The sequence below is a fragment of the Microbacterium sp. AB genome (assembly GCF_032878875.1).
GTDB lineage: Bacteria > Actinomycetota > Actinomycetes > Actinomycetales > Microbacteriaceae > Microbacterium > Microbacterium betulae.
In genome coordinates this window covers 3603306-3621442 of sequence record NZ_CP118157.1, presented here as the reverse complement: position 1 = coordinate 3621442, position 18137 = coordinate 3603306, and the positions used below count along the sequence as shown (strand labels likewise).

The 18137-nt window shown below is 70.6% G+C and carries 15 protein-coding genes and 1 pseudogene; 8 read left to right on the top strand and 8 right to left on the bottom strand.

The genetic code is table 11. From position 1 onward, the window contains the following. Nucleotides 1-7 precede the first annotated feature (7 nt). Nucleotides 8-649, top strand: coding sequence for a 16S rRNA (guanine(527)-N(7))-methyltransferase RsmG (rsmG, locus tag N8K70_RS17010; RefSeq protein WP_317139544.1), 642 nt, complete (start codon nucleotides 8-10; stop codon nucleotides 647-649). A 322-nt stretch (nucleotides 650-971) separates the two neighbouring features. Then, nucleotides 972-1409, top strand: coding sequence for a class I SAM-dependent methyltransferase (locus N8K70_RS17005; protein WP_317139543.1), 438 nt, complete (start codon nucleotides 972-974; stop codon nucleotides 1407-1409). Nucleotides 1410-3428: 2019 nt separating this feature from the next. On the opposite strand, the gene N8K70_RS17000 is transcribed toward N8K70_RS17005, so the two are convergent. Continuing rightward, complete coding sequence (locus N8K70_RS17000; RefSeq protein ID WP_317139542.1) at nucleotides 3429-4697, bottom strand: IS256 family transposase; 1269 nt, start codon at nucleotides 4695-4697, stop codon at nucleotides 3429-3431. A gap of 581 nt (nucleotides 4698-5278) precedes the next feature. Here N8K70_RS17000 and N8K70_RS16995 point away from each other — a divergent pair. From N8K70_RS16995 to N8K70_RS16975, 5 genes are all read left to right on the top strand, one after another. Beyond that, the gene (locus N8K70_RS16995; RefSeq protein WP_317139541.1) at nucleotides 5279-6205 is read left to right on the top strand and encodes a ParA family protein; all 927 of its coding nucleotides are present in this window, start codon (nucleotides 5279-5281) and stop codon (nucleotides 6203-6205) included. Continuing rightward, entirely contained in the window at nucleotides 6205-7200 is a 996-nt protein-coding gene (locus tag N8K70_RS16990; RefSeq protein WP_317139540.1) for a ParB/RepB/Spo0J family partition protein, read from the top strand. The genes N8K70_RS16995 and N8K70_RS16990 overlap by 1 nt, the downstream gene beginning before the upstream one ends. Before the next feature lie 141 nt (nucleotides 7201-7341). After that, the gene (locus N8K70_RS16985) at nucleotides 7342-8262 is read left to right on the top strand and encodes an SDR family oxidoreductase (RefSeq protein WP_317139539.1); all 921 of its coding nucleotides are present in this window, start codon (nucleotides 7342-7344) and stop codon (nucleotides 8260-8262) included. Between the two features lie 14 nt (nucleotides 8263-8276). Beyond that, the gene (locus N8K70_RS16980) at nucleotides 8277-8534 is read left to right on the top strand and encodes a DUF7218 family protein (protein WP_317139538.1); all 258 of its coding nucleotides are present in this window, start codon (nucleotides 8277-8279) and stop codon (nucleotides 8532-8534) included. A gap of 53 nt (nucleotides 8535-8587) precedes the next feature. Continuing rightward, entirely contained in the window at nucleotides 8588-8941 is a 354-nt protein-coding gene (locus tag N8K70_RS16975) for a tryptophan synthase subunit alpha (protein WP_317139537.1), read from the top strand. A 68-nt stretch (nucleotides 8942-9009) separates the two neighbouring features. Here N8K70_RS16975 and trxA read toward each other — a convergent pair whose 3' ends face one another. The 5 genes and pseudogenes from trxA to N8K70_RS16950 all read right to left on the bottom strand — a co-directional run bounded on the left by trxA (nucleotide 9010) and on the right by N8K70_RS16950 (nucleotide 13210). Beyond that, nucleotides 9010-9336 carry a thioredoxin gene (gene trxA / locus N8K70_RS16970; protein ID WP_317139536.1) on the bottom strand — a complete coding sequence of 109 codons (327 nt, stop codon included), beginning with the start codon at nucleotides 9334-9336 and terminating at the stop codon, nucleotides 9010-9012. Between the two features lie 63 nt (nucleotides 9337-9399). Next, entirely contained in the window at nucleotides 9400-10368 is a 969-nt protein-coding gene (trxB, locus tag N8K70_RS16965; protein ID WP_317139535.1) for a thioredoxin-disulfide reductase, read from the bottom strand. Between the two features lie 95 nt (nucleotides 10369-10463). After that, nucleotides 10464-11093, bottom strand: a pseudogene (locus N8K70_RS16960) (DUF222 domain-containing protein); the annotation flags it as partial. 97 nt (nucleotides 11094-11190) lie between these two features. Continuing rightward, complete coding sequence (locus tag N8K70_RS16955) at nucleotides 11191-11376, bottom strand: hypothetical protein (protein WP_317139534.1); 186 nt, start codon at nucleotides 11374-11376, stop codon at nucleotides 11191-11193. Nucleotides 11377-11470: 94 nt separating this feature from the next. Continuing rightward, a complete protein-coding gene (locus N8K70_RS16950) occupies nucleotides 11471-13210 on the bottom strand; it encodes an L-aspartate oxidase (protein ID WP_317139533.1) in 1740 nt (579 codons plus the stop codon). Between the two features lie 77 nt (nucleotides 13211-13287). Between N8K70_RS16950 and N8K70_RS16945 the strand changes: the two genes are divergently transcribed. After that, the gene (locus N8K70_RS16945) at nucleotides 13288-14205 is read left to right on the top strand and encodes a LysR family transcriptional regulator (RefSeq protein WP_317139532.1); all 918 of its coding nucleotides are present in this window, start codon (nucleotides 13288-13290) and stop codon (nucleotides 14203-14205) included. A gap of 49 nt (nucleotides 14206-14254) precedes the next feature. On the opposite strand, the gene murJ is transcribed toward N8K70_RS16945, so the two are convergent. Beyond that, nucleotides 14255-15883, bottom strand: coding sequence for a murein biosynthesis integral membrane protein MurJ (gene murJ / locus N8K70_RS16940; RefSeq protein WP_317139531.1), 1629 nt, complete (start codon nucleotides 15881-15883; stop codon nucleotides 14255-14257). Beyond that, the gene (locus tag N8K70_RS16935) at nucleotides 15876-18119 is read right to left on the bottom strand and encodes a DUF6049 family protein (protein WP_317139530.1); all 2244 of its coding nucleotides are present in this window, start codon (nucleotides 18117-18119) and stop codon (nucleotides 15876-15878) included. Before N8K70_RS16935 ends, murJ begins: the two co-directional genes overlap by 8 nt. Nucleotides 18120-18137: the final 18 nt, after the last annotated feature.

Genomic DNA, 18137 nt, shown 5'->3' with positions numbered 1-18137 from the left:
TCTGTTGATGACTTCGGCGAACGATCTGGAGGCCGAACCGGCGGCCGCGGCCGCGCTGTTCGGCGACCGTCTCGGACAGGCGCGAGCCTTCGTGGCGGCGCTCGCCGAGCACGGCGAGGAACGCGGCCTCATCGGACCGATCGAGGTCCCGCGTCTTTGGTCGCGCCATATCCTGAACTCCGCCGTCATCGCGCCGTTGTTTCCCGCAGGTGGCCGCGTCGGGGACGTCGGATCGGGAGCCGGCCTGCCGGGCATCGTGCTCGCGATCGCGCGTCCGGATGTCTCCTGGGTCCTGATCGAGCCGATGGAGCGTCGGACGATCTGGCTGACGGAGCAGGTCGAGGCGCTGGGTCTCCAGAACGTCGTCGTCGAGCGTGCCCGGGCGGAAGACGCCGGACGATACGAGGAGGCGCTCGACGCCGTGACGGCTCGCGCTGTGTCTGCGCTGAGGACCCTCATCCCCTGGACCGCGCCGCTGGTGCGCGACGGCGGCGAGCTGATCCTGCTGAAGGGGCTCAACGCGCCGAATGAGATCGATGCGGCGTCGAAGGCGATCCGCAAGCACAAGCTCTCGGACGTCCGCGTCGAAGTGGTCGGCGAAGGCGTCGTGGAGGAGCCCACGCGGGTCGTGCGCGCGACCGTTCGGTAGCTCCTCCCGTCCGCCGACATATCGCGCTCCTGCCACGGATCGGCGCGACCGCGACCGACGTGTCCAGCGGGACGACGCGGAACGCTTCGACGAGGCAGTGCTTCGACGGATCCGAGTGATCGCCGACGAGAACGGCGAACGGCAGGGCGGAGTTCTGCGCATTCAAGCGCTATCCGGCCTCGTCTGGCCGGCGGGGTTCGCGTGCTGAATCTCGGAGGCACGACGGGCATCCACGCCCGGCGGCTCGCCGAGGATGGTCATCTGGTCACCGTCGTGGATCCGGCGCCGGAGCAGGTGGCTGTCGCGAGGGTCTCACGCGGGAGTGGAAGCCGTGGTGGGCGACGCGAGGTCGTTGGCCTTGCCGGATGCCGACTTCGACGTCGTGCTGCTGCTCGGTCCGCTCTGTCACCTGCAGGACGGCGCGGATCGTCTCGAGGCGCCCCGTGAGGCACGGAGGGTTCTCGTGCCGGGCGGGATCCTGTGCGCGGCGATGTCGCGACTTTCGGCGGTGAGCAGGATCGTGTTGTCGAGGAGGTTTGCGGACCTTCCCGGTGATGCGTCGATCGAGCTGCTGACGACTGGCATGTCCGGGACCGAGCTCGATCCGACGGAGGGCGCTCTTCCAGAAGGCCACCGTCATTCGGCGCGGGAACTCGAGGACCGAGGACGAGGTCGTGCGTGCGGGACTCGCGACGTGACCGTGGTGGGTGTCGAGGTGTGCCGGCGGGCTGGGAATGGAACTGCTTTCACCCGCCGATGAGATCGTGCGCGCGGGCGTTCGGCTGGCCGCTGCGGACGATTCGAGCCCCCGCTCCCCCGACCTGTCGCCTCATCCGGTGTCCTCGGGCTCGTCCTCGGCGATGTGTTTCACGTGAAACATGTCGAGGTCGTCGTCCGGCTGGCCGTGGGGTGCGCCATGAGGTCGGACGGGATCTGATGTGCGGAAGAAGCTTTGAATCGACGCGTTCGAGGGACCTTGTCCCGTGATGCGTCCCCGACCGTGCCGTGGGATGTGCGATGTGGGTGCGGCCGCGGGAGTCCCTCCGCTCTCAGCGCGGGGAAGGCGTCCCCGACGCTGCGTCGTTCGGCGGGAAGAGGTCACGCTCGTGCGGACACGGCCAACGCGCGTGGTCTCCGTGTCCATGCGTCGTGCGAGTCGCGGAGAACACACGTGCAGCGCTGTCTCGGCCCATAAGATCTGTGGGGACATGCCGAAGACATTCGCGGCGACATTCGGCAGGCCGACAGCCGACGGTGCAGCGGTGCAGCCGAGTGCGCCGGTGGAGCCGGGTCGTGATCCCGAGCGAAAGACGAGATCCCGGTGCTGGCCGATGATCGTGCTTGTGAGTCTTCGACGCGCCGACGAGCGACGGGCGGCGGGCGGCAGTGTGGGATGTTTCACGTGAAACGGTGACGTCCGGCGATGACGTCCTTGTCCGAGTCGGACGCGCCGCAAGCCGTGAGGCGTAAGCCCCTGTGTGCGAGGCGGGCCTTCGCGTGGATGGACGGTGGCTCGCTGCTGGCCTTCGCGAGCCTCATGTCCGCACCGAGGGAGAGCGCGATGGTCCGCCGAGGGGATCGGACGGCGAAGACATCCAGAACACGGCGACGCGTGTAGCTATGACCGTGGCCGGGCTGCCCGTGGCGCGTGACGACTTGCCGTATGCGGTGTCGCGCCGCGTGGTCCCGCGGCTGCGCCGTTGCGGCGTGGAATCGGGCGAGGCGGCAGCAGAGCCGTCGGTGGGCGCGCGCAAGCGGAGATGTTTCACGGGAAACGCGATCCGAGGTCACCTCTCCCCCATCGCGAGGGCCGCCCCCGGGCCCGCGTGAGTAAGGGATGCGAGCCGCGGCGCGGGCGATCGTCACTGCGACGTGGAAGCGCGACCTCGCCGAAAGACGAGGCCTCTCGGAGTGCTCGGGGCTGCTCGTCCACAGCCCCGTCGGGTCATCCCTCCCAGGACGATGGAGATCCGCACGGCACCCTCCGCCTTGGTGATGAGATGAGGAGCTCCGCCGGGCCGGGCCGAGGAGGCAACCCTCGCCCGGTGCGCTGGAGAGGAGCGGAGCCGAGTGTTCCACGTGAAACACTCGGCTCCGTCGTGCGTCGAGGAGACAGCATCCAATCCGCCGCGGGTGAGTCAGCATCGTCGATCGGTGGCGGGATGAGAGAGCAGTATGCGTCTCGTGGGGAGGCGGACCACCGCCCTACGCCCGCATAATCGGGCGCAGGAGCGTAACCATTCTCACGCCGGGGGCCGATGTACTCACCCCGCGCGGACGCGGCGCAGTCGTGGATGTCCGGGCCACTCCATCCGGCACGTTTGCACGTTTGTCTTCGAGGTGGAGGATGCAGGGGGCGAAGTGAGCTACTTCACCGAGAAGGCTCCTCGGCTCGCGGAGAGCGAGGACTCGTGCCGAAGCCGCGGCGGGTGTGTGTCGTGGCGTGTCAGGGGTCGGCGGTGCGCGATGAAGTCCCGTGATCCGGGGATCGACGCGGTGATCCCTCGTCCGCGCAGCCGGGCACGGAACGATCATGGACGCGAGAGCGCGCCTCGTCCTCTCACGGACCAACCGATTCGTCGCCGTCGGCCGGCGGCGACGGCGGCCCATCGCGTGGTCAGGCGGCTCGGCGCCCGACTTCTCGTGCCCCGACAGCGCTCCCCTGTGGCTGACGGGAGGGTGACGCTGTGCTGATGCGTGGACCATGTTCGGAGGATCGATCGAGGGTCAAGTCCCTTGGCGTGGTGTCATTCGGTTGCTTCCTGATGGTGGGTGATGGTCAGGCGGTGAGGTAGAGCTCGGGGCGTGCGGGCTCGGGGTGCTCGTGGAGCGTGTAGACGAGTTTGCGCATCGAGATGTCGGAGAAGTAGCGGCGTTCGCCGTAGCCCCATTCCTCGTGCTGCTCTTGAAGAACGGCGCCGATCAGGCGGGTGACGCTGCTCTGGTCGGGGAAGATCTGGACGACGTCGGCGCGGCGCTTGATCTCGCGGTTGAGGCGCTCGATGGGATTGTTCGACCAGACCTTCTGCCAGTGCTCACGGGGCAACGGCGCGAACCCGGTCAGGTCCGCCTCGGCCGCCTCGAGCATCGTCGCGATCTCGGGGAACGAGCCGCGGAGGCTGTCGGTGACAGCCTTGTATTGCGCGATCACGGCCTCGGTCGTGGTCTGCGCGAAGATCGTCGAGATCAACGCGTTGACTGGCTTCGAACGCGCCGAGCCGAGCTTCTGGGTGACGTTGCGGGCGAAGTGGACGCGGCATCTTTGCCATCCGGCCCCGGGTAGGATCGCCTTGACCGCGGTCTTCAGGCCGGCGTGCGCGTCGCTGGTGACGAGGGTCACGCCCAGCGGGTCGGCGTCGGTGGCGACCTTCAGTCCGCGGTCGCGGAGGCCGCGGAGAAACTCGGTCCAGAAGTCGGTGGTCTCCGCGTCGCCCAGCGCCATCCCGAGGATCTCCCGGCGACCTTCGCCGGAGACTCCGGTGGCGACGACGAGGGCTTGGGAGACGACCCGGCCGCGGTGGCGGACGTCGAGGTAGGTGGCGTCGAGGAACAGGTACGGGAACCAGGTGTGATCGATCCTGCGGTGCAGGAACTCGTGCACCGCCTCGTCGATCTCGGAGCAGATCCGCGACACCGTCGACCGGGAGATGCCGGTGTCGTTCCCCAGCGCCCGCACCAGCTGGTCGACCTTGCGAGTGGAGACTCCGTCGATCCAGGCCTGGCAGATCACCGAGTGGAGGGCCTTGTCGACCCGGCGGCGCGGGTGCAACAGCGACGGGAAGAACGACCCCTCCCGCAGCTTCGGGATCTGCAGATCTACTTCCCCGGCCGGGGTCGCGAGCGTCTTCGGCCGGGTGCCGTTGCGGCGGGTCGTCCGCTCCGCGGTCCGCTCGTAACGGCCGGCGCCGATCTTCACCGTCGCTTCCGCGTCGACAAGATCTTGCAGGCCGGCCTGCAGCATCCGACGGAACACATCGGAGTGGGCGAGGTCGGGATCGGCGAGGACTTCGCCGATCAGGGTCGTCAAGGCAGACTGGTTCTGGGTCATCGTGGGATCTCTGCTTTGCTTCTTGCCGGAAACAATGGTCATCCCACGGTGGCCCTTCATCGTCCACGACGACGAGAACCCCGCAGGAATTGACACCACGCTATGGGACTCACCCTCGAGCGAGGCGAACCCGTCCAGCCCGCCCGCCGGCCGATACGTGTGCGACCGCGTCTTCACCGTCGCCCTCGCCCGCACGCGCTGCTCGGCACAGCGCGCCGATCGCGATACGCGCCTCGCGCGAGATGCGAGATCACATCACGCGGCACGGGGAGGCGTGATGATGCCGCGACCGTGGTCCAGGACTTGTCCGGCCCCTTCGCGTCGAGCGCTGCGGACCCGCGCCGCGCCCCGTCCTCGCCAACGAGGGAAGACAACCGAGCTGAGGAGGTCTTGCGTCCTCCATGTCTCCAAACACCGCCGGCGACGAGATCCCGACGCGACCCGTCCGGAGAAGCTCGGCGGATGTTTCACGTGAAACATGCGCGCTCGACGAATGGACACGGGATGCACGGCGACCCATGTCGGCGTGGCGTCGCGGCGGCGGCTAGAGTTGAGACGGTCTGCTCGTGGCGAAGGGATGAGTGTTTCACGTGAAACAGTCCGGGAACATCACGGAGCCCGATGACAGTCCGATCGCACGTGAACTGGCGGATCTGTCCGCCCGGCGGCGAGCTCTGGAAGACGTCGACGTCTCGTTCACCGGTTCCACGCGCATCCTGACGATCTCGAACCAGAAGGGCGGCGTCGGCAAGACGACGACGACCGTCAACATCGCCGCCGCGATCGCCTCGCTCGGTGGCCGCGTCCTCGTCATCGATCTGGATCCGCAGGGCAACGCCTCCACCGCGCTGGGCGTCCCCCACACGGCGGACACGCCCAGCATCTACGACGTGCTCATCGACGACGTGCCGCTCGCCGACGTCATCCAGGTCAGTCCGGAGTCGGACAACCTCCTGTGCGCACCCAGCAACATCCATCTCGCCGGCGCGGAGATCGAACTGGTGACACAGGTGGCCCGTGAGCAGCGGCTCAAGACCGCGCTCACCGACCATCTCGCCGATCTCGAGCAGACGCTGGACTTCGTCCTCATCGACTGCCCCCCCTCCCTGGGCCTGCTGACGATCAACGCCTTCACGGCGGCGACCGAGGTGTTCCTGCCGATCCAGTGCGAGTACTACGCCCTCGAGGGTCTGAGCCAGCTTCTCGGCAACGTGAAGATGATCCAGAAGCACCTCAACCCCGCTCTGCGGCTGTCGACCATCCTGCTGACGATGTTCGATGCGCGCACGCGTCTCTCGCAGCAGGTCGCGGAAGAGGTGCGGAGCCACTTCACCGGCGAGGTCCTCGACACGGTCATCCCTCGCTCGGTGCGCGTGTCCGAGGCGCCGAGCTTCGGAAAGACGGTCATTTCATACGACGGCAGCTCGGCGGGCGCGATCGCCTATCGTGAGGCCGCGCTCGAGATCGTGCGACGCGGAGACGCGGGCGCTGAGGAAGGAGACGCCTGATGGCGAAGCGAACAGGCCTGGGGCGAGGGATCGGCGCCCTCATCCCGACGTCCGAGTCGACGGACGAGCGGCCGGTCGACGTGTTCTTCCCCGGCGGGACGAAGTCGAAGAAGCCGGTCCAGACCGACGCCGCCGTCTCGGACTCTCCGAAGGACGGCGGCGGGGAGCTCGTGGCGGTCCCCGGCGCGCGACTCGTGCAGATCGACCCCGCCGCGATCGTGCCGAACCCCCGGCAGCCGCGCACCCACTTCGACGCCGACGACCTCGCCGAGCTCGTCCACAGCGTGAGGCAGTTCGGCGTGCTGCAGCCCGTCGTCGTCCGGGAGAAGGGCGACGGCACCTATGAGCTCATCATGGGGGAGCGCAGGACGCGGGCGGCGCGCGACGCGGGCCTCACGGAGATGCCCGCGATCATCCGCGACACCGCCGACGAGGATCTGCTGCGCGATGCGCTGCTCGAGAACCTGCACCGATCGCAGCTCAACCCGCTCGAGGAGGCGTCTGCGTATCAGCAGCTGCTCGAGGACTTCGGGATCACGCAGGAGACCCTCGCCACCCGCATCGGCCGGTCTCGTCCGCAGATCAGCAACACCATCCGGCTGCTTCGGCTTCCGGTGCCCGTCCAGCACCGCGTCGCGGCGGGCGTGCTGAGTGCAGGCCATGCGCGCGCGATCCTGTCCCTCGAGACCGAGGAGCAGATGCAGCAGCTCGCCGACAAGATCGTGAACGAGGATCTGTCCGTGCGCGCGGCCGAGGCGGCAGCGAAGGCGGCCGCGGCCGCCGGCTCCGCTCCGGCGTCGACGCGGCCGCGCCCGCAGGGCGGGGCGCGCCGCGCCTACCTCGACGACGTGGCGACGCGACTCGGCGATCGGCTGAGCACAAAGGTCAAGATCAAGTTGACGGCCAGAAAAGGCCAGGTCACGATCGATTTCGCGTCGATTCAGGACCTCAATCGAATGCTCGAGGAGATCGGCGAGAAGGCCTACGGCGAATAAGTCGGTCTCAGACGCGACTCGGCTGCCGGTCGCCTACGGCATGTCCGACGCGCGAGTCAAGGGGGTGGGGACCCCCGACGCGGCTTCGTAGCGTGGCACGTGTTCCATCCCGTGGACACCGCCATCGAGAGGACGACGCACATGGCTCCCCAGCGCACCGACACCGACACCGACACCGCACCCGGAGGCGACGACCCGCGCGAGTCCGTGCCATCCGGCCCGTTCCCGGCGCAGGAGCAGCCTCGGCAGCCGGGCCTGACCGATGACATGACGCCCGCGCCGGATCACGGAGAGCGGACGTGGGTGGGACGCGGGCGTCTCATCGGCCGCAGGGCGCTCATCACCGGCGGAGACTCCGGTATCGGCCGCGCGATCGCGATCGCCTACGCGCGCGAGGGCGCCGACATCGCGATCGCCTATCAGCCGGAGGAGATCGACGACGCGAACGAGACGCGCCGGCTCGTCGAGGCGGAGGGACGCGTGTTCGCCGCCTTCCCCGTCGACCTCACCTCCGAGGAGGAGACCGTCGATCTCGTGCGCGCGGCGCGTGAGGCGCTCGGCGGCATCGACATCCTCATCCCCAACGCGGCCTATCAGCGCCAGCGCGACGGGATCGAGTCGCTCGAGGTCGAGGAGATCGAGCGCGTCTTCCGCACCAACCTCGTCTCGCCGCTGGTGCTCGCTCGCGAGGCCGTCCGCGACATGCCCGAGGGCGGATCGATCATCGTGTCGACGTCGATCCAGGCGTCGGACCCCTCCCCCGGCCTCATCGACTACGCCATGACGAAGGCCGCGCTCGTCGCCTACACGCAGGCGCTCGCGCAGGAGCTCGCCGAGCGGGGCATCCGCGTCAACGCGGTGGCTCCCGGGCCGATCTGGACCCCGCTCATCCCCGCGACGGGCTTCCCCGCCGACAAGGTCTCCCACTTCGGCGAGGACACGCCCCTGGGGCGGGCCGGGCAGCCCGCCGAGCTCGCGGGAGCCTACGTATACCTCGCGAGCGACGAGTCGACGTACGTGACCGGAGCCGTGCTGCCCGTCACGGGCGGACGGCCCTTCTGAGAGGAGGATCGAGGATGCCGAACCCGAGCATCAAGGACGAGGAGCTGTACGAGGAGCTCCGCGACGACGGCGCCTCCGCCGAGAAGGCGGCCCGCATCGCGAACGCCGCGGCGCGGGATGGCCGGAAGGCCGTGGGAAGGCGCGGCGGGAAGGCCGAAGACTACGAGGAGCGCACCGTTCCCGAGCTGCGCAAGCGGGCGCGGGAGATCGGCATCACCGGGTATTCGAGGCTGCGCAAGGACGAGCTCATCGAGCGGCTCCGCAACCACTGACGGCGTCGGATGCTCCCGGCCCTCGACCGGGAGCATCCGCGTACGCTTGACGGGTGGAAAACCCTGCAGCACCCGTCCCTCGCCGACGCGCGAGCGTGGAGGTGCTGCGCGCCGAGGCGTCGGACGAGCTGGCCGCGCTCGTGCATGAGCGCCTGCGCGAGGGCGAGGACCCGTGGGACTTCATGGAGGACCTGCCGACGGTGGACGAGCTCGTCGTCTTCACGCTGCGCGCGGAGCACATCGAGGCGGATGGCGGCCTGCGGCCGACGCACGCGCGGAACCAGCGCCTGCTGCGTCAGATCGCGGCCGAGTACCCCGAGCTCACGAAGGCCGTGTGGCGGCTCGTGGGACAGGAGAACACCCACCGGCGCTGGGACGCCGTGGTGAGGGTCGTGGACCGAGGCTGAGCCGCCTCCTCCCCCGTGCACGACGAAGCCCCGGTCGGTCGACCGGGGCTTCGCGACGTTCGCCGAGCCTACGCGAGGTAGGGCGCGAGGTCCTGCTCGAGCGCGAACTTCGGCTTGGCGCCGATGATGGTCGACGCGACCTCACCGTCCTTGAAGACCTTCATCGCCGGGATCGACGTGATCTGGTACTTCGCGGCGAGGTCGGGGTTCTCGTCCACGTTGAGCTTGAGGATCGTGATCTTCTCGGGGTTCTCCGACTGGATCTCGTCGAGGACCGGAGCGACCATGCGGCACGGACCGCACCAGGCTGCCCAGAAGTCGACGAGCACCGGGCCGTCGGCCTGCAGCACATCCTGCTCGAAGGTGGCCGACGTGGTGGCCTTGACGTTGCTCATGGAATCTCCTTGTTCGCGGAAGCTATCTATGGGAACACGCGGTGCGCGTCGCTTGTTCCCCGGTCAGGCCTCGACCAGCTGGTCCTCTGCCGGCGCGGGCTCTCCCGCGTCGCCGAGGGAGGCGAGGAAGTGCTCGGCGTCGAGCGCCGCGACCGTCCCCGACGCCGCGGCCGTCACGGCCTGGCGGTAGGTCGGGTCGATGACGTCGCCGGCGGCGAAGACTCCGCGGACGGAGGTCCGGGACGAACGGCCGTCGACCGCGATCGTGCCCTCGGGGGTCAGGTCGAGCTGACCGTGCACGAGGTGGGTACGGGGGTCGTTGCCGATCGCGACGAACAGGCCGTCGATCTTCAGGTCGCGCGTCTCGCCCGTGACGGTGTCGCGCAGGGTGACACCGTCGACCGCCGACTCGCCGAGCACGTCGGCGACCTCCGCGTTCCAGACGAACTCGATCTTCTCGTTCGCCCGGGCGCGCTCCTGCATGATCTTCGAGGCCTTGAGGGTGTCGCGGCGGTGGATGACGAACACCTTCGAGGCGAACTTCGTGAGGAACGTCGCCTCCTCCATCGCCGAGTCGCCGCCGCCGACGACCGCGATCTCCTTCTCGCGGAAGAAGAAGCCGTCGCAGGTCGCGCACCAGGACACTCCGTGGCCCGAGAGACGGTCCTCGCCCGGGAGGCCGAGACGGCGATACGCGGAACCGGTCGCGAAGATCACGGCCTGAGCCTCCTCGACGGCGCCGCCGCCGAGCGTGACCTTCTTGACGTCGCCCGAGAGGTCGAGCGACGTGACGTCGTCGTATCGCACCTCCGTGCCGAACCGCTCGGCCTGCTCCTGCATCTTCTGCATCAGCTCGGGCCCCATGATCCCCTCGGGGAAGCCGGGGAAGTTCTCGACCTCGGTGGTGTTCATGAGCTCGCCGCCGACCTCGACGGAGCTGGCGATGAGGAGCGGCTGCAGGTTCGCGCGCGCCGCGTAGACGGCCGCCGTGAAACCTGCGGGGCCGGAACCGATGATGATGAGCTGTCGCACGCGCGCCTCCTGGGTGTCTGGATGCTCCAACCCATGGTACGTCCGTGGTATTCCGCGCGAGGCCGCGGGCGTGCAGGATGACGCGAGCGCGCGAGTCAGAAGGGCGGCGGATCGTCGGCGAGCGCGATGAACCGCACCTGCGGCTGCGGCTGCGGCCTGTCGGTGCAGCGGGCGCCGGCGGGGCTGGTCCATTCGAGGACTCCCGGACTCGTCTGGACCACCGTCCACGGAGTGTGGTGCTTGTCTCGATGATGGCCCTTGCAGAGGTGGGCGATGTTCCCGATGCCGGTCGGACCGTCCGGGGAGTAGGGGACGGTGTGATCGGTCTCGGAGCGATGTGGGGGGACGCGGCAGTGAGGGAAGCGGCAGGTCTCGTCGCGTGCGACGAGAAGACGACGCTGTGCGGCGGTCGGCGTGTAGCGGTCGACGGTCTGAAGGGCGCCCGTGGCGGGATGCAGGTACAGGCGGTCCCAGCCGACGGCGCACGCCGCGAGACGTCGAGCCGTGTCGGCGTCGATCGGGCCGTGTCCGGCGAGGAACGCCGCATCGTCGTCCAGGCCCGTGAGCGTGGAGACGGGGATCGTCACCTGGACCGTGGGACTGATCGCGCCGAGCGGGTTCCCGCAGTCGTCGTCATCGGGCGCATGTCCCGTGGGGAGTCCGGAGAGGAGGAGATCGATCGCCAGGTCGGCACGCAGCCGGTCGAGCGTGCGCGTGTCGTCGAGCGTCTCCTCGACCGGGTCGCCCCTCTCCCCCGCCTCGGCGTCGACAGGTCGTCCGAAGGCGTCTCTCGGAGTATCGGCGGCGTCGGCCCCGCGGCGCTCACGCGCAGCGTCGGTTGCCGCAGGAGATCCCCTTGCCCAACGCCGTCAGGCGACCGTGTGCGCCGTGGATGGTCACGGCGTCGGCGACATCTGAGGCGAGTGACAGGGCGGCGGCCTCCACCGCGTCGGCCCCGGCTCGCAGGCGCCGCGCGGTCAGCAGACTCTCCCGGACGACGACCGTCACGCTGAGCTCGACCTCACCCCGTTTGTGGGTGGAAAACGCCGCTTTCCGGCTTCGGGAAACGGCGTTTTCCACCCACAAACGGCCGGGGCGTCCGCTACTCGACGAGCTTGCCCGTCGTGTCGACGTCCTGCATGAGGGCGGCGATCTCGTCCGGCACGGGCGGGATGCTCTCGCGGACGACGCCCGTCCTCGGCGACCACACGAGGTTCACCTGAAGGGACGGATCGAGGTCGGGGTAGTCGCTGCGGTTGTGGCAGCCGCGGGTCTCGCGGCGCTCCCGCGCGGCCTCGAGCGTCGCGCGGGCGGCGAGGGCGGACGACTTGAGGTCGAACGCGTGGGCGAGGTCCTGGAAGCCGGCGATGTCGGGATGGATGCCGACGTCGGCGATCCGCGCCTCGATCGCGTCGAGCTCGGCGAGGCCCGCGGTCAGGCCGGCCTCGTCGCGGACGACGCCCGCGTGCTCAGTCATGGTGTCGCGGATGGCCCGCTGCAGGGCGCGGACGTTCTCGGTCCCGTCCGCCGCGAGGAGCTCGTCGATCTCCGCCCTGGCCTCGGCGACGGCCTCCGCCGATCGGCGCTGCGCATCGAGGCCCGCCGAGTGCGCGATCGCCGCCTGCCCGACGATGCGCCCGAAGACGAGGAGCTCGATGAGCGAGTTCCCGCCCAGCCGATTGGCGCCGTGCAGGCCGCTCGACGCCTCGCCGATCGCGTAGAGGCCGTCGACGTCGGTGCCGTGGTCGTCGGGGCGGACCCAGACACCGCCCATGGAGTAATGCGCGGTGGGGGCGATCTCGATGGGCTCCTTCGTGATGTCGAGCATCTGCAGCTCGAGCATCGTCTGGTAGACGCGCGGCAGGCGCGTCATGATCGTCTCGCGGGGAAGGTGCGACACGTCGAGCCAGATGCCGCCGTTCGCGGTGCCGCGGCCCTCCTTGATCTCCGTGTAGGCGGCCAGAGCGACGCGGTCGCGCGTGGAGAGCTCCATCCGCTCGGGGTCGTACCTCGCCATGAAGCGCTCGCCGAGGGCGTTGCGGAGGATGCCGCCCTCGCCGCGCGCCGCCTCGGAGATGAGGGTGCCCGCCGCGTTCTCGGGCTCGAGGATGCCCGAGGGATGGAACTGGACGAGCTCCGGGTCGCGCAGTCGCGCCCCGGCCTCGACGGCGAGTCGGAACGCGTCGCCCGTGTTCTCGTCGCGGCGGGACGACGTCCGCCGCCAGATCCGGTTGTGGCCGCCCGCGGCGAGGATCACGGCGTCGGCGTGGATGAGGTACCGCGTCCCGTCGACGAGGTCGAAGCCGTAGGCGCCGAAGACCGTGTTGTCGTTCACGAGGATGCGCGTGATGTAGACGGTGTCGAGGATCGGGATGTCGAGCTGCTCGGTGCGGCCCACGAGCGACCGCTGGATCTCCAGGCCCGTGTAGTCGCCCGCGAACGCCGTGCGCCGGTACGTGTGCGCGCCGAAGAACCGCTGCGAGATGCGGCCGTCGTCCTCGCGGGCGAAGTCCATCCCGTAGCGCTCCAGGTCGCGGATGCCCTCCTCGGCGCCCTGCGCGACGATCTCGACCGTGTGCGGGTTCGCGAGGAGGTAGCTCTCCTTGATGGTGTCGGCCGCGTGCTGCTGCCAGCTGTCCTCGGCGTCCATCGTGCCGAGCGCGGCGTTGATCCCGCCCGCCGCGAGAGACGTGTGGGCGTCCTGACGCGGGCGCTTTCCGACGGCGAGGACGTCGACGCCGTGCTCCGCGACCTCGATCGCGGCGCGGAGGCCCGATCCCCCCGTCCCGATGACGAGGACGGTCGTGGAGAGCCGGCGTTCGAGCGCCTTCGATCGAGTCATGCGTTCCACCGTAGGAACGGCGTGGAGATTACTCCAATGCATTATTCTCGTCATCTCGATTCGCTTACGCTATCGACATGAACCTCGAACAGCTGAGAGCGTTCGTCGAGGTCTCCCGGCACGGGCACTTCACGCGCGCGGCGGAGTCGCTGCGTCTCGCCCAGCCCTCGCTCAGCCGGCAGATCTCGACCCTCGAGCAGGACCTCGGCTCGGAGCTCTTCCACCGTGCCCGCGGCCACATCTCGCTGACGGCGGCGGGCGAGACGCTGCTGCCCCTCGCCAAGCGCATGCTCGCCGACGCCGACGCCGTCCGCCGCGAGATGGCGGAGCTCGCGGGGCTGCGCAGGGGCCGCGTGCGGCTGGGGGCCACGCCGAGCCTGTGCACGAGCCTCGTCACGGAGGTCATCAGCGCCTTCCACGGCGCGCATCCGGGGATCGGGATCGAGATCGTCGAGCGCGGTTCGCGCGGGCTCGACGCGGAGCTCGCCGAGGGGGCTCTGGATCTCGCCCTCGTCACGACGTCGACGGCGGTGTCCGGGAGCCTCCGCCGCACGGCCCTCCTCACCGAGGACCTCGTCGTCGTGTCGTCCGCGAGCCGCCCGCCCCTCGCCGCGGGGGCCTCCCTCGTGCTCGCCGAGCTCGCGGAGCTGCCCCAGATCGTCTTCCACCGCAGCTACGACCTGCGCGCCACGACCGAGGCCGCGTTCCAGGCGGCGGGCCTGTCGCCCTCCGTCGTGCTCGAAGGGCCGGAGATGGACGCCGTGCTGCGCTTCGTCGAGCGGGGCATCGGGGTCGCCGTGGTCCCGGCCATGGTCGCGCTCGGGCGGCCGGAGCTGCGCGTCACGCGTCTCGCGGAGCCGAGGCTCACCCGCACCGTGAGCCTCGCGCACCGCTCGGACGTCACGCCCACGCGCGCCGCGGCGGCCCTGAGCGACGCGATCGTCGCCACGGCCGACCGGCTCGCGGAGGAGGGCGTGGTCGTGAGGGCGGCGTGAGTCGCCCGCGCCCGGCGGACCCGACCGGGACGCGCGGCGCGCGCGGCCGTCAGCGGCCGAGCCTGCCGCGCGCGAGCGCGGTGAGGGCCTTCAGCTCGGGGGCGCGGAAGAGGGCGAGGACGACGACGTAGACGGCCGCGACGACCGCCCCGATGAGGAGGCACGCGAGGACGGCCCAGAGCTTGTCCGCGGCCATCCATCCCTCCGACGCCCCGGCCAGCACGTAGACGCCGTATCCGGCGGCGGCGGCGGGGAGCGCGGCGAGCGTGAAGCGGACGAGCGCCCAGATCGACGACCCCATCCCCAGGGGCCCGAGACGCCGGCGCAGCAGCCAGGACGCGAGGATCACCTGGGCGAGGCTCGAGAGCGACTGGCCGGCCGCGATCGCGGGGGTGAGCAGGCCGAGGAGCTCCTCGGAGCGGAAGAGCGCGAACGCGATCGTCGCGAAGCCGACGGAGAGGGCGCCCTGGAACACCGTGAACCAGAACGGCGTCCGGGTGTCCCCGTACGCGTAGAACGTCCGCTGGATGACGAACTGCACCGCGAGCGGGACGAGGCCGATGAGGAAGCCGACGAGCACGGGCGCGGCGGCGACCGCGTGATCCGTCTGGTTCGTGAACAGGCGCGAGGCCGGGACGGCGGCGACCATGACCGCGGTCGCCGCCAGGACGCAGAGCAGCCCGAGGATGCGGATGGCGCGGCCGATGTCCCGGCGGACGTCGTCGTCGCGACCGGCGGCGGCGTGCTCGCTGATCTGCGTGAAGTACGGCGTCCCGATCGACATGACGATGACGGAGTACGGCAGCATGAACACGAGCCACGCGTTGAACCACACCGTCGTGGCGGCGTCGTCGCCCGATGCGCCCGAGATCGTCGTCTGCTGGTACATCGACACGAGCTGCCCGACGAGCATCATGAGGAACGTCCACCCGGCCAGCGTCCCGACCGCGCGCAGGCCGATCCCCCGCCACTGGAAGTCGGGGCGCAGGCTCAGGCCGGTGCGCCGCCAGAAGAAGGCCAGGACCGCCGTCTGCGCGACGATGCCGAGGGTCGCGATGCCGCCGAGCGCCGCGATCATGGGCAGGTTCCAGGCGCCGTCCGCGGTCTGCCACTCCGACAGCGCCGTGCGGTCGCCGCCGAAGACCGCGATGAAGACGAGGAAGCCGGAGATCGACACGACGTTGTTGACGATCGGCGCCCAGGCGTACGGCCCGAACACCCGGCGTGCGTTCAGCGTCTCGCCCAGCAGCGCGAACATGCCGTAGAAGAACACCTGCGGCAGGCACCAGTACGCGAACGCGACGGCGAGGGCCAGCTGGTCGGGGCTGAACCTGCTGGAGTACAGCCAGACGAGCGGCCAGACGAGGAGCATCGCGACGACCGTCGCGCCGACGAGCACGACGGCGCCGAGGGTCATGAGCTTGGAGATGTGCGAGCCGCCGCCGTCGTCGCGGGCGCTCCAGGCGACGATCTGCGGGACGATGACGGCCGTCAGGATGCCCGTCGAGATCACCATGTAGACGTTGTTGGGCAGCTGGTTGGCCGCCGTGAACGCGTCGCTCGCCTGCCCGATGGCGCCGATCGCGCTGGCCAGCACGATCGACCGGACGAGCCCCGTCACGCGCGAGGCGAGCGTGCCGGCCGCGATGAGCGCGCTGGAGCGGCCGAGACTACTCATCCGAGGCGACCTTCTTCCCGTGGTCCTGACCGCCCTCGTCCGCGGCATCCGACTCCTCGCCATCGGCGTCCTCGTCCGCGTGCGCGCGTCGGCGGCGCAGCACGGTGCGGACGACGCCCCCGACCACGAGGAGCACGATGAGCCCGATGAGGGCTCCGAGCCCGATGCGCTCCCAGTCCGCGCGGACCGTCACGTCCATCGTCTGGACCGGACCGAGCTGCTGGCCGGACGTCGTGAGCAGCGTCACGGAGAGCTGGACCTCGCCGCTGCCGATGCGCGACTCGACGGGGATCTCGGAGCGCGGGTTGCTTCCGGCGGGCACCTCGATCTCGATGCGCTCCTGCACGTCGATGCGCGCGTCGTTCGGCTCGACCTGCAGCACGACGGTGATGGGCCACGCGAGGTCGTTGCGCACCCACACGGGCAGCGGCGCCTCGGCGCTGAGCAGCTGCACCTGGTCCGAGACGCTGACGCCGACGCCGTCGATGCGCGCCGCCGTCGTCTCGGCGTGCGCCGCGAGCGCGGAGCGCCAGCGGTCGAGGTCCTCCGACCATCCGACGGCGAGCAGCTGCAGCGTCTCGGCGCGGGCCTGCCCGGTGAGCAGCTCGGGCTCGTCGAGCGCGGTGGCGGTCTGGGCGAGCGGCGCATCGGCGGCGGTCAGCGACGACACGGCGGCCGTCCGCTCCTCGACGGGTGCGGCATCCGACACCGTGACGTCCTGCGGCGTCGCGGCGAGCAGGTCCGTGAGAGACCGCGTGTCGACCGACGCGTTGCGCGTGACGACCTCCAGGGCGTCGCGCAGGCTCTCCTCCGTGCGTCCGGGCGCGTCCGTGGCCGTGTCGTCGGCGGGGTACGTCGTCCGGTCGAGCGCGACGAGCAGCGGCCCGTCGCCGACCTCGCGGGAGGCGAACCACAGCGCCGCGGAGGTCGCGACCAGCTCCGACTCGCGGTCGTCGTCGTCGAGCGCCGCGGCGCTCAGCGCGTCGGACACCGCGTCGTCGTAGACGAGAGCCCCCTCGGCGCGGGCGGCGACGCTCGTGCCGTCCGCTCCCTCCGCGGTCGTCGTCGACGGGATGAGGGTGACGGCCCCGTCCGCGTTCAGCGCGTCCACGACGTCGGCGCCGGCGGCGCCCTCGACGGGCCAGTAGGCGGTCGCCGTCTCCTCGCCGATCGCGAGCAGCTCGTCGAGAGAGGGGTACGCGGAGGCCTCGTCCGGCTGGGGCGTCGCGGTCGGGGTCGGCGTCTCGACGGCCTGCTCGAAGTCCTCGCCGCTCTCGTACGCCCGCAGGCTCGTCGGCGCGAGAAGGTCCGTGACGCCCGCCTGCACCTGCGCGGCCACGTCGGCGTCGCCGAACTGGAGGGCGAAGCGCTCGTTCGGCAGGCGCTCGAGACGCGAGAGCCATTCGAGCGCCGGGCCGGGGGCGGATGATCCGAGCGCGCGGATCGCGGCGGGGACGGCCGGATCGATCGCGAGCACCGCGCCCGTGCCCGTGACGGCGCCGAGCAGCCGGCCGAGCGCGCCGTCCGCGCCCGTGAGGGCGGTGAGCTCCTCCGCCGTGAGGAGGCCACCGCTCGTCACGGGAGCCGTGACGGGGACGACGACGGCGACGGGGGCGCGCTCGTCCGAGGCGACCACGACGACGCTCGACGCCTGCAGCGTCGCGCTTCCCGAGGTGTACGTCGCCTGCAACGGGTACACGCCCGCTCCCAGGTCTTGAAGGCCCTCGGCGTCCTCGGGCACCGAGACGCTCGTCGTGATCGAGCCGCCGCCCGCGATCGCGGCGGTCGACGCCGTCTGCAGCGACGTGAGCGCGGGATCGCCCTCGCCGCTCGCGAGCCAGCCGTCGAGCGCCGACCGGTCGGAGAGGGCGGATGCCCCGATGCTGAGCTCGATCGAGCCGGCCGCGAGCTGCGCGGTGCCCGGGTTCTCGATCGTGAGCGTGGCGACCAGGTCGTCGGACGCGCCCACGACGCCCTCGTTCGCGGGGAGCAGCGCGAGCGACGGGCGGGTGGAGTCGTCCTCCTCCGCCTCCGCGGGGACGCCGACGGCGTCCTCCGTGTCGTCCGCGCTCTCCTTCGCGGCGTTCGACAGCTGGCGCGCGGGCTGCGTGGGGTCCGCGGTCTCGGCGGCGGCGGGAGGGGCTGCGCCCAGCAGGGCGACGAACGCGACGACCGCCGCGGGCGCGACGAGGCGCCGGGGGCGCCTCGGGGGCACGGCCGTGCGGCGTTGCGTCATGGACTTCCTGCTCGTCGG